Consider the following 12,547-nt stretch of genomic DNA (forward strand, 5'->3'; position numbering starts at 1 on the left):
TGGAGCCTGCGATGTTCTCTCCAGCGCCGCAAAAAGGTCGAGGCACGACCCACAATCCGCTCAATCGCTTTTCGCCCAGCCATTCGACGGTCGAAGACGATGGTTGGTATCAGGACGTGCCGCCGACCCAAGGTACCGAAATCCGGATCGAGACCGCCAAGACCATCATCACCCGCAACACTTCGCCCGACCTGCCCTTCGATCGCTCGATCAATCCCTACCGGGGTTGCGAGCATGGCTGCATCTACTGCTACGCCCGCCCCAGCCATGCCTACTGGGACCTCTCTCCCGGCCTGGACTTCGAGACCAAGCTGATCGCCAAGACCAACGCCGCCGAGGTGCTCGAGCAACAGCTGAGCAAACCGGGCTACGTCTGTGCCCCGATCAACCTGGGCTCCAATACCGACCCCTACCAACCGATCGAACGAGAGCAGCAACTGACCCGGCGCCTGCTGCAGGTGCTGCTGCGCTATCGTCATCCGGTAACCATCGTCACCAAGGGCGCATTGGTGCTGCGCGACCTCGACCTGCTGGCCGAACTCGCCAGCCAGCGCCTGGTGCGAGTCATGATCAGTCTCACGACCCTCGATGACGCGCTCAAGCGCATCCTCGAACCGCGCGCTGCGGCGCCCAAGGCTCGCCTGCGGGCGATCCGCGTGCTGCGCGAGGCCGGGGTACCGGTGGGGGTGCTGTGCTCGCCGATGATTCCGATGGTCAATGACAGCGAACTGGAACACCTGCTGGAGGCGGCGAAGGAAGCGGGCGCCCAGAGCGCGGCCTACATGATGTTGCGCCTGCCATTGGAAGTCGCGCCGCTGTTCGAGCAGTGGCTGCAGGACCAGTACCCGCAGCGCGCTGCCCACGTATTGAGCCTGATCCGCCAGAGCCGCGGGGGTGAGCTTTACGACAGCCGCTTCGGCACGCGCATGCGTGGCGAAGGGGTGTTCGCCGAGTTGCTGGCGCAGCGGTTTCGCAAGGCGGCCAGGCGGCTGGAGTTCGAGGGGCGTGAGGCGCAGGCGCTCGATTGCACGGCTTTTTGCCCGCCGGGCGGGCAGATGGCGTTGTTTTGATGGAGTAGGTAGTCGTTTTTTTCACATCCGTAGGAGCCGGCCTTGGCGGCGAACACCGGCGTAGCCGGTGCCATCCATAACGGTGCCGTCCCCTGCGGTGTTTGGGTAAATTCAACCGTTCGCGTCAGCGCCAGTTGGCGGCCAGCACCGGCTGCAAGGCTTGCGCCTGTGCCGCGTCAAAGCTGCTGGCTGCCACGCCGGGCGGTGCGAACGCCGCCATGGCTTGGACTAGTTGCTCGACATTGCGTTCCGACAGGTGCTGGCCATTACCGGCAACGATGTCGCGCATTCGGGCTGGGTTGCTGGCATACCAGTCATGCACGGTGACCTGCTGCTCGCTGCCGATATGACTGATCAACAGGTCGTCGCCTTGGTGCTGGAACCACAGTTGCTCGGGTAGCACGGGCTTGCCGAAGGTCAGGGTACCCTTGGAGCCCCTGAACGTAACGTCGGTACGGCCTTCGCCGACTTCCACTTTGCTCATTTCTCCCATCACCAACAGGTTGTTATGGCCCTTGCCCAAGGTGATGCTGGCAAAACGGGACGAAGACTCGATGCGGTTGTCGCCGTCGCCGACCACCAGTTTTCGGGCCTGTCCGGTGACCGTGTTGCGACCATTCCCCAGGGTGATTTCGGCGAACGAGCCTGAGCTTTCGACCAGGTTGTCGCCATGGCCTGCCACCAGCTTGTCGACACCGCCCTTGACCCTGTTGTTGCCGTCGCCCAGGGTTACTTCGGCGCGGGAGCCTGTTGCGAACACCTGCTGGTCTTCCTTACCCAGGAGGGTGGCCTTCGCGCCGCTGCCGAGCAACGCCAGGTGACGTCCACCGCTGGCGGTTACCTCGGTGAACGCGTTGCCCAGGTTCACGGCATACTGGTCGTCGGCCAAGGTGAGTTTGTCGAACATCGGCACGGTCAGCAGCATGGGCTCGACCATCAGGTGCAGCACCGCGCTGGCCTCGGTGCCGGCATCTACCTTGATGGTGTAGTTGGCGCTGAGGCCTATCTGCGGGGTGCCGACGAGCGAGGCCTGGGTCGGGTCGAAGTTCATCCAGGCGGGCAGTGGCGAGCCATCCGCCAGGCTGACCTGGTAAACCGGGGTCTGCTCCTTCAGAGGCTGGCTGAACAACCCGCCCAGGGAGCCTGCACTCCAGGTCTGGCCTGCGGCAATTAGTTGGTAGGCCTGGGCCGGCGCGCTCGGCTGGTCATCGAAGCGCTTGCGCCAGTCGTCCTTGCCGCGATTGAGCAGGTCGTTCAGGTCCGGGATGCGATGATCCGGAATGCTGAAGGGCGGCACCCGCACATCGGGAATCTTGATGTCGGGACGCTCGACGCTCGGCGTGAGCCGGTCGGGGATCTCGATGGGCTTGACCCGGTCCGGTAATGACAGTTCGAACCCTGGCAAGCGGATTGGCGGTAGCGCGGGCTGGCCGGTTTCCACCGGCAGGTGGGCGCTGGCGAAGATAAAGTCGTTGGCGTCGATCTGGGCCACTTCGATGGCGTCGAGGTAGACCAGGTTGACCGGCTGGCTGGCGCCACGCAGCACGTTGGTGCTCAGTTCAACCCCGTGGATCTGCGACAGGCCATTGATGGTGCCGCGGTTCTTCTGGACGATATTGAGCTCGTCGAAGCAGGTGACGCCGACCTGACTCAGGTCGATCTTGTCGATGCCATGGCGGAAGCCGCGCAAGGCGTTGCGGTAGTCACTGGCATTGAACTGGTGGCTGATGACGAAGCGGTCCGAGGTGGCGCTGTCGTGGCTGTAGACCTTGCCTGCCAGCGCGGCGACCAATTGCCCGTCGGCACCACTGCTCATGCTCACGCCCTGGGCGCCACCGTTGAGCACCACGGTGCCGGTGACGCTACCGCTGTCCACGTTGGGCTGGCTGCTGCTGACATAGCTGGCCGGGGCGATGAAGCGATCCTGGAACTGGAAGTTCGCGGCGCCGATATTGCCCAGCGACTGTCCGCTCAGCAGGATGTGCTGGCCATTGCCCAGGCCGACCCGGACATCCGCGCCCTGTTGCAGCAGGGCCAGGTCGGCGAAGGTCTTGCTGGTGAAGCCGACCAGGTCGATGACCTCCCCTTTCGCCGCTTCGAAGCGGTGCAGGGTGTTCTGGCCGGCGTCGCGACGGTGGACCACGAAGAAGTCCTTGCCGCTGCCGCCGGTCAAGCTGTTGTTACCCCGGCCACCATCGAGCAGGGCATCGGCGTTGCCGGCCACCAGGGTGTCGTTGCCGTCACCACTGATGAGGTTGTGCACGCTGCTCGGGTTGCGCAGGGTAAGCGCCGCGCCGCCGAGGCTGGCCACGCCAGTGGCCAGGTTGACCTGGACATCGCCGCTGACCGCTGCGGCATTGAGGGTATTGCGTCCGCCCGCTGTGCCGTTGCCGGCATCATCCAGCACTCTGCGGCTGGCCTGGCCCTGCACCGCTTTGAGGTACTCATCGGTGTAGAAGTAGGTGTCGTCCGCGCTGGCCTTGCTGCCATACAGGCGCAGGGCCCAGTTGTTGAGGGTCAGCGGCTGGCCGTTGCTGGCGTCCTTGACCTCGAGGGTCCATGTGCCGGCTGATCGTTCGCCCCAGTCGCGGGTGCTCATGAAACTATACTTGAAGGCCCCGGAGCGCGTGCTGCCCATGTCGGCGTCGCTGGCGCCGGCCATCCCCTGCGGCACCTTGCCGGTGCGGTCGAGCAGGATGCTGCGGGTGCCGTCGGGCGATACCAGGGTGACCGTGAGGTCGCCAAGGCGGCCGACGCTGGCATCCAGGTCGATCTCCACGTGCTCGACGTTAAGCCCGGCATCCATCTGCACCGAGCTGCTCAGGCTGTCGCCACCGACCAGGGTTTTGCCCAAGGCGCCACTGCTGGCGCTGAATACGCTTTCGTCGGCGCCGGTGGTGCGGGTCATCCAGCTTTCGGCCAGGCGCACTGCGGCGCGGGCGTCCACTTCGCCAAAACCGTAGTCGTGGCTGGTGTGCATGCCGCCGCCGTTCCAGTTGCGCGCGCCGTTGTCGTCCCAGCGGGTAGCACTGTCGTTGACCCGGCGGGCCGACAGCGCAAGGATCTGCTGCACATCGCGGTAGCCCAGGTTGGGGTTGGCTTCGAGCATCAGTGCGGCCACGCCGGAGACGATCGGCGCGGCGAAGCTGGTGCCTTGCATGCTGGTGTAGTCGTTGCCGAAGGTCGAGCCGCGCTCGGTCTCCACCAGGCGGCTGGTGGATAGCACGTTGCTGCCAGGGGCCGAAACCAGCAGGCTGGCGCCGGGGTTGGAGAACGGCGTCGAACCGATCTGCAGGGTCGACAGGTCGCCCTGGGCGTTGATCGCGCCCACTTCGATCGAGAAGCGGTTGTTGCTGGTCAGCGAGCCTTGGGCGCTACCGCCGAGGGCGCGCTGGTTGCCGCCTGCGGTGACAATCACTGTGCCAAGGCCGCCGCGACCGTTGTGCGCGGCATAGCGGGCGTTGGCCGCCAGGGCGCTGGCGGTGTCGATGGCGCCGTTCTGCAGGTTGCTGATGGCGAAGTCGTTCTGGAAGCCCCAGCTGTGGTTGGCGACGTCGTAGTTGACCATGTTGCCCAGGCCGGTCAGGTCGTCGCCCTTGTTGGCCAGGTAGAAGCCGCTGAGCTTGGCGTCATAGGCCACGCCCACGCCGCCCTGGTCGTTGTACCCGGCCACCATCACCCCGGCGACCATGGTCGCGTGGTTGGAGGCCAGCTCTGGCAGCACGCCCTTGTCGCGCTGGGTCTTGAGCCAGGCCTGGTCGACGTTGGCGGCGAGGTCCGGGTGCTGGATGTCGAAGATTTCCGGCGCCGTGGCGAACTCGCCACCGGGCTCGAACATGGCGATTCGCACGCCCTTGCCGGTGTAGTCGTGCCACACCGGTAGCACGTTGGTGTCGCTCAGGTACCACTGCTGGGCGGCCAGCGGGTCGTCTGGCATGCCGGCATCGAGCAGGGTCACGCTGGCGCGCATCGGCGCGGTCTGGCCGCTGCCCAGGTCGACCACCGAGGCTGACTTGTTGCCCTGGGCATCGATGATGCCGTACTTGAAGCCCATCATGCCGGTGTAACCGGCCAGCGGGGTGAACAGCACGTCACCTTGGGCGGTGAGGCTGACCGAGCCGCCAGTAGCGTCGCCAATGTTGTCGATGCGTAGGCCACCCTGGCTGGCGAGCAGCAGGTCGTTGGCCAGCAGGCTGCTGGCGGCTATCAGGTGGGTGCGGTTGCGGTCGAAGCGCTGGCCGTCCTTGTCCTGGCGCAGCACGTCGGCCACCGGCATGGCGTTGAGTTGCGACAGGTCCACGGCGGAAATGTCGGAGAAGTTGAGCTTGTGGATGTTGCGCAGTTGCACGGCGCCGTCGCGCCCGGCCACGTTGTCGGCCACCTGGTAGCCGTTGCTGGTGTGGGTGATGCGGTACTCGCCGTACTTGCCGTGCAGGCTGACCAGGTTGGTGCCGGCGCCGCCGTCGATCCGAGCGTTGCCGTGGCCGACCTCGATCACATCGTCACCGGCTCCGCCGTGGATCACATCGTTGCCGCCACCGGCATGGATGATGCTGCCCCCTGCCGAGGCGTAGATCAGGTCGCCGTTGGGCCCGGCGTAGATCACCGCCTTGCCGCTGCCCCCGATCAAGGTGTTATGGCCGCTGCCGCCGACCAGCACATCGTTGCCGGCGCCGCCGATCAGGGTGGCATTGCCTTCCCCGCCCTTGATGAACACACCGGCGCCACCGCCACTGCGGATTACGTCGTCGCCGCGGCCGCCCTGGGCGATGGTCAGCCCAGCCTTGGCCATGTTCAGCTCGACGCCCTGGTCGCCGACGATCAGCACTGTGTCGCGGCCGCCGTTGCCCTGGATGTTCTGTGGGTTGTCGCTGGCGCTGATGACGAAGACATCGTCGCCAGCAGCCCCGACGTACGTATTGCTACCGCCACCGCCGACCAGCCAACTGCCGCTGGCGCTCGCGGAGAGGCGGTCATCGCCGCTGCCGCCGTACAGGTTGTTCACCCCCAGCGCCGTGGCGTCCAGGTGTTCGCCTTGGGTGCTGGTGCTGCTGTAGGCCGTGGTCGTGGCGCCGTCGCTGCTGGAGGTCACGCGCAGGCCATTGCCTTGGCGGGTGGTGGTGCTGCTCACCGGGTCGCCGAGGAAGTCCACCGCCAGCGCTTCGCGGGTATTGCCGCCAATGACGAACGAACCCCGGGCCAGCACGCGGCTGCCATCGCGGGTCTCGCCAGGTGTGCCGGCGGCGCGCACGTTGATCTGGGTGATGCCTAGCTCGGTCAGGGTCTTCAGTTCGCCGCCGTCGACGCGGGCGTCATGGCTGGCATCTACCCAGACGCGCAGCTGGTTCCAGATCGGGTCGCGGGCATCGATGATGCCATCGCCGTTGCCATCCTCGCTGGCCAGCGCGGCGAAGCCGTCCTTGAAGCGGGCCTCGCCCGCCGCGCCGTTCACCCCGGCCTTGCCCTTGTAGTACTCGGAGAACATCTGGCTGACGTCCTTGACCTGGCCGCTGCCGTCGTCGATCACCAGCATGCCGGTCTTGCGGTCGGCCCAGGCACTGCGCTTGAGGGTGCCGCTGTGGTCGGTGTCGAACAGCACGGCGTCGCTCAGGTCGGTCATGCGCACGCCTTCGCCGCCCAGGTCGAGCAGCAGTGGGTCGACGTAGGTGTTGCGGGTGGTCATGGCCGACAGGCCGTTGAGGGTCACCGCGTTGCGCAGGCTGAAATCGAAGCCGCTGGTGCTTGGCTGGTCGAGGTAGAACTTCGACAGGTGGCTGTTGGGACGGACGTTCGGGTCCAGTTGCATTTCGCCAGGGCGGATACCGCCAGAGGTCAGGCTGGCCATTTGCGTAGAGGCGAAGTCGGTCTTGTTGAGAATGCCGCCGAGAGCGAACACATTGTGGGTCGCGGCGTTCTGCACATAGCCGTTGCTCACGTCCTGGCGTGCCTGATCCTCGCCCTGGACGCGCTGTTGCGGCTTGGGCGAGGCGTCGATGTGGATCTGGATCGACTGGTTGGCGTCAGGCTGGGTGGGAGTGTCTTCGCCGGCGCCGAACCACTGGAAGACTTTATAGCGATTATCGGCGGCGTAGCGCTCCAGCTCTCGGGCGTACTTCCAGGTGGGAAGCATGTCCAACTCCGTGAAACTGGACAGAAACCGGCTGAGGCCTGCGGCATTCTGCATGACGGCAATGGTGATGTTTTTCGCATACTCCGTGCCCTCGCCTGGAATTTGCACGAAGTCGCGGCCTAGGCCGAATGCTTTAATGGGGAGTAGGTCAGCTATGGTACCGGCCCAGTTCCAGTCTTTGAGTTTCAGGCTGTGAACTGCCGATTGGACGTCAGCCTGAATGATCTGATTGACCTCGGGAAATCCGCGCTCTTTGATAATGTGTGCGGCTACATCAATTGCCAATTGATCGGATGCTTTTTGGAAGTCGGCATCTGTCAGTGGCCGACCGTTGGTCGCGGCAGCAAAGGCCATGGAACCACGTACCATCTCATTGAGCATGGAGCCATCATTAGAATTTATCTGACTCGCGGTTTTCAGCCAATTGGCGGCGATTGTAAAATCCTGTTTAAGTTGCAGGTCACTCGTGGCTGCCTTCGCCTGATCGACAATTGACTTCAGGTAGAGGTACATGGCGGGAAAATTACCCATATCCCTTAGGCGTTGTACCTCGGCCAACTGGCTCGCGGAAAGATTGATTGCGCTCATGCTCAGTCCTTATGTATGAGGATGCGTTCCACGAAAACTCGAACGAATTCGTCGATTTCCTTGAAATTGGAAAACCTTTCATCGTACTGGTACATAATCAATACGCCGTTCTGCATTCGATGCGCTAGCCATGTATAGCCCCGCTTTCGAACTATTACCCTTGATTTGTCACTGCCGTTGAAGACGTAGTTATCTTCGTTGGCGATGTTATATACATCGTAATCTTTATCGCTTCTGTGATAACTGTTGCTGTCAATCAGCGCATTGAAATCGTACCGCTCGGTCACGTAATAGAGCCGCACATCAATAATTTCCCCTTTCCATCCAGAGCCCACCGGCTGCCCCTGTGGATAGCTCAGCTGGATAGGAATTATGAGCCCGCTGATATACGAGATCGTGCGGCACTCAGCATCGCTCAAATTTAATCTGTAGACAGCCTCTGATCGCGAATCGTGTAGCGCGCAGCCCAAGCTGGCCTGGCTGCAAATAAGCGTTAGAAGAAACAGTGGCAGACGACTGATCATTTTGCAGGCTCTGGTGGTTGATATATGCCGTTGATGTGCAGTTGGGCAATTTAGTGATCCTGTACAGCAGGACTTCCGTCGCCTATCAATAAGCTTTCAAGGAATCTCAATACGTTGGCATCCTGCGTTTTGAAATCTGAGCATTCGCTTGAGTACTGATAACTGACGGCGTATTCATGGAAACGCCGATACGCTATTCGATTGTGTTCGTTTACTTTGACCTGCACCGTATTTCCGTCGGAGCCTGTAAATCGGTCAGGGCCAATCCCATCAAGTGCTTTCAACGGTCTATCGTCGGAGTCGGCCTGTACAATTCTCACCCTGACATCGGGGTGACCCACGATTTCTGGTGCTTCCCACGCCAAGGAAGAGTTTGTGGTCATTGCGATTCACGGGCGTCTGCAGCGTTCGCTGCGTCGGTATTGTTCATTTTCGTCGTTACGCTGCAGCGCCCGCGAAGAGCGGGCATCACTCTCCAGTGCCCATGCGGATTCCACGGATTGAAACAGGAAACTCACTAACGTGGCTGACAGTTGCTTCATCAACTTCATGTTGTTCACTCCTTTTCGATGTCATTACCGTTCCCGCAAACTCTCTTGCGCATGCTGTTGCAACGGACTCAGGAAGTAATCAATAACCGTCCGCTGATCGGTCTTGATCTCGGCGCTCACCGCCATGCCTGGCGTCAGCGCCACGGCCTGGCCGTTGACCTGCAGGTGGTCGCCGGCCAGGCGGATGCGGCTGCTGTACACCAGCCCGCGGCGTTCGTCCTCGATGGCGTCGCGCGACACGCTCAGCACTTCGCCCTGCACCGTGCCGTAGCGGGTGTAGGTGAAGGTCTCGACCTTGACCGTCACGGCTTGGCCGACCTGGACGAAGCCGACGTCCTTGTTCTCCAGCAGCGCCTCGACTTCCACTGGCTGGTCAGCGGGCACGATGACCATCAAGGCCTGGGCCGGAGTGACCACGCCACCGACGGTGTGCACCGCCAATTGCTGGACGGTGCCGTCGACCGGGGCCAGCAGTTGCGTGCGAGCCTCCTGGTAGCGCGCCTTGGCCAGTTCCTGGCGCAGGCGGGCGACCTTCTGCCCTGCGGTCTGCTGCAGGTCGAGCAGGCTGCGCCGGGCCTGGGCCACCACGCCTTCGCGGCGGCGGAGGGCCTCCGACTGCGCGGCGGTCGATTGCAGCACGCTGGCTTGCTGCACCTGCAGCTGGCGCTCCAGGTCGAGCCGGGCCTGTTCCTTGTCGAGGTACTCGTGGCGGGCCACGTACTGCTGCTCCAGCAGGCTCTGGTAGTCCTGGGCCAGTTGCGTGGCGATGGGCAGGGTCTTGCGCAGGCTCGCCACCTGCACCTGGGCGGCCTGGATCTCGGCACCGCGCTGCTGGATCTCGGCATCGACCTGCTCGAGGCTGTTGCGGTATTCCTGGTACTGCCCCTGCAGCCAGCATTCGGCATCCTGCACCTGCTGCGCGTCGGCCTGCTCGATGTCGCCTTGCAACTCGTGCGGTGGCTGGCTGCTGGCGATGGCCTGGAGCATCGCGCTGCTGCGCGCCACATCGATGCGCGCGGCGAGCAGTTCGCTTTCGCTGCGGCGCACCTCGGCGTCGGCGGTGGTCGGGTCGAGCTCGAGCAACAGCTCGCCGGCCTTCACTCGTTGGCCATCGCTGACGCGGATCGCCTTGACCACCGCCGTCTCGCTGGGCTGTACCAGTTTGCTGCGCCCGCTCGGCACCACCTTGCCCGTGGCCACTGCGACCACGTCGATATGACCGAGGCAGGCCCACAGCAGGGCCAGGGCGGCAAAGCCCATGATGCTCCAGACGAACACCCGCGGCGCCGGATGTGGTGGACGCTCTTGCAAGGCCAGGGCGGCGGGCAGGAACTCGATTTCGTGGGCGGCACGCGCAGGCGCGTCAAGCGCCTTGCGTTGGCGCCAGGCATGCTGCCAGGCCTTGCGGTAGCGCTGCCAGAGGCTGGAATGGGCGGACATGGCCTCTCCTTGGTATGAGGTGGTGAGAGGATCAGCCCTGTTGCAGGCGGTGCAGCCTGGCGTAGTGCCCGGCCTGGTGCGCGAGCAGTTCGGCGTGGCTGCCTTGTTCGACGATCTGGCCCCGGTCCACCACGACGATGCGGTTGGCATCGCGCACGGCAGATAGCCGGTGGGCGATGATGATCACCGTGCGGCCTTGGCAGATCGAACGCATGTTCTGCTGGATGATGCGTTCGGACTCGTAGTCCAGCGCGCTGGTGGCTTCGTCGAAGATCAGGATGCGTGGGTCGCCGATCAGCGCGCGGGCTATGGCGATGCGCTGGCGTTGTCCACCCGAGAGCGAGGCGCCGTGCTCGCCCACCATGGTGTCGTAGCCTTCGGCGAGCTCAAGGATGAAGTCGTGGGCACCGGCCAGGCGCGCGGCCTGCATGACCGTCTCCAGCGGGGTGCCGGGGTCAGCCAGGGCGATGTTCTCGCGGATGCTGCGGTTGAACAGCAGGTTATCCTGCTGCACCACGCCGATCTGCCGGCGCAGCGAGGAGGCATCGGCCAGGGCCAGGTCCATGCCGTCGACTAGTACCCGCCCGCGCTCGGGCACGTAGAGCCGCTGCAGCAAGCGGGTCAGGGTGCTTTTGCCGGAACCTGAGCGCCCGACCACGCCGATCACTTCGCCGGGCTCGATGCACAAGTTGACCCCGCGCAGGATTTCCGAGCCATCGGCGCGATAGCGAAAACGCACCTGATCGAACTCGATACGGCCTCGCAGGGGCGGCAAGGCGCTGCGTGCCGAACTGCCAAGCTCGGTGCGGGTGTTGAGGATGTCGCCCAGGCGCTGCACCGACACGCCGGTCTGCTGGAAGCTGGTCCACAGCTGGGCCAGGCGCATGATCGGCTGGGCCACGCGCCCGGCCAGCATGTTGAAGGCGATCAGCTCGCCGACCGTGAGCTGGCCATCGATCACCAGGCGCGCGCCGAGCCAGAGGGTGGCGACAGTCACCAGCTTGCCGATCAGGCCGACGCTTTCGTTGGCCAGGGTCGACAGGGTCTGGGTCTTGAAGCCGGCGGCGACGTAGGCCGCCAGCTGGTTGTCCCAACGCCGCAGGACCTGCGGCTCGACGGCCATCGACTTGAGGGTGTCGATGCCGTTGACCGTCTCGACCAGGAACGCCTGGTTCTCGGCCCCACGGTTGAAGCTGTCCTGCAGGCGCTGGCGCAGCACCGGGGTAATCAGCAGCGACACCAGCGCGTACAGCGGCAGCGAAGCCACCACCACGAGGGTCAGCCAGCCGCTGTAATAGAACATCACGGCGATGAACACCACCGAAAACAGCACATCCATCACCAGGGTGATGGCGTTGCCGGTGAGGAAGTTGCGGATGTTCTCTAGTTCGCGCACCCGCGCCACCGAATCGCCGACCCGGCGTGCCTGGAAGTAGGCCAGCGGCAGGTGGATCAGGTGATGGAACAGCCGTGAGCCGAGCTCGACGTCGATACGGCTGGCGGTGTGGGCGAAGACGAAGCTGCGCAGGCCGCTCAGGGCCGACTCGAACAGCATGATGCCCAACAGGCCGATGGCGATTACATCCAGGGTAGTCAGGCCGTGGTGCACCAGGACCTTGTCCATCACCACCTGGAAGAACAACGGCGTGAGCAGGGCGAAGATCTGCAGCACGAAGGACACCAGGGTCACTTCGCCGAGCAGTTTGCGGTGCTTGACGATGGCCGGGATGAACCAAGTGAAGTCGAAGCGCGAGGATTCGCCGGGGGCCAGTGCTTCGCTGCGCACCAGCAACAACTCGCCGCTCCAGCGTTGCTCGAGGGTGGCCAGGTCGATCACCTCGGGTCGCTCGTCACGCGGATCCTGGATCAGCACCCTGCCCTGGTCCATGCGGGCGATGATGAAGAAGCCGCCCTCACGGTCGGCGGCAATTGCCGGCAGTGGCGTCTGCGCCAGGCGCTCGGGGCGGGTCTCGACGCGTTTGGCCTTGAGGCCGAGCTTGCGCGACGCCAGCAGCAGTTGCGGGGCGGCGAAGGCTTGCTGGCCATCGGTGAATTCGTGGGCCAGCTGTTCGCCGGAGGCTGCCACATTGTGGAAACGGGCCAGGATCAGCAGGCAGATCAGCCCGGTGTCTGGGCTATCTGGTTGGTGTTCACTCATAACGCATCCATGCAGGTCGTAACGACCTAATAAGGCTAACTATTTCAATGGGTTAACTTGGCTTGCAAAAGGCGGCACCCATCTCG

The 12,547-nt window shown here is 63.8% G+C and carries 7 protein-coding genes; 2 read left to right on the forward strand and 5 right to left on the reverse strand.

What is annotated here, in order from left to right; all coding sequences use genetic code 11:
- Window positions 1-11: 11 nt before the first annotated feature.
- Window positions 12-1,070 (forward strand): PA0069 family radical SAM protein, encoded by a 1,059-nt coding sequence (locus IEC33019_RS00915; protein ID WP_070091347.1) that lies wholly within the window; start codon window positions 12-14, stop codon window positions 1,068-1,070.
- Window positions 1,071-1,194: 124 nt separating this feature from the next.
- Here IEC33019_RS00915 and IEC33019_RS00920 read toward each other — a convergent pair whose 3' ends face one another.
- Window positions 1,195-7,200, reverse strand: coding sequence for a S8 family serine peptidase (locus IEC33019_RS00920; protein WP_157765859.1), 6,006 nt, complete (start codon window positions 7,198-7,200; stop codon window positions 1,195-1,197).
- Window positions 7,201-7,404: 204 nt separating this feature from the next.
- Between IEC33019_RS00920 and IEC33019_RS27245 the strand changes: the two genes are divergently transcribed.
- The gene (locus tag IEC33019_RS27245) at window positions 7,405-7,695 is read left to right on the forward strand and encodes a hypothetical protein (protein WP_139139861.1); all 291 of its coding nucleotides are present in this window, start codon (window positions 7,405-7,407) and stop codon (window positions 7,693-7,695) included.
- Between the two features lie 95 nt (window positions 7,696-7,790).
- Here IEC33019_RS27245 and IEC33019_RS00925 read toward each other — a convergent pair whose 3' ends face one another.
- The 4 genes from IEC33019_RS00925 to IEC33019_RS00935 form a co-directional block, all read right to left on the reverse strand.
- Window positions 7,791-8,312 carry a hypothetical protein gene (locus IEC33019_RS00925; RefSeq protein WP_070091348.1) on the reverse strand — a complete coding sequence of 174 codons (522 nt, stop codon included), beginning with the start codon at window positions 8,310-8,312 and terminating at the stop codon, window positions 7,791-7,793.
- A gap of 389 nt (window positions 8,313-8,701) precedes the next feature.
- Window positions 8,702-8,863: a hypothetical protein gene (locus IEC33019_RS27250; RefSeq protein WP_157765860.1), complete on the reverse strand. Its 162-nt coding sequence runs from the start codon at window positions 8,861-8,863 to the stop codon at window positions 8,702-8,704.
- Window positions 8,864-8,887: 24 nt separating this feature from the next.
- Window positions 8,888-10,303, reverse strand: a complete 1,416-nt coding sequence (locus IEC33019_RS00930) for an HlyD family type I secretion periplasmic adaptor subunit (protein WP_070091349.1) — start codon at window positions 10,301-10,303, stop codon at window positions 8,888-8,890.
- Between the two features lie 31 nt (window positions 10,304-10,334).
- Window positions 10,335-12,461 (reverse strand): type I secretion system permease/ATPase, encoded by a 2,127-nt coding sequence (locus IEC33019_RS00935; RefSeq protein WP_070091350.1) that lies wholly within the window; start codon window positions 12,459-12,461, stop codon window positions 10,335-10,337.
- Between the last annotated feature and the right edge of the window lie 86 nt (window positions 12,462-12,547).

This window comes from Pseudomonas putida, assembly GCF_002741075.1.
GTDB lineage: Bacteria > Pseudomonadota > Gammaproteobacteria > Pseudomonadales > Pseudomonadaceae > Aquipseudomonas > Aquipseudomonas putida_T.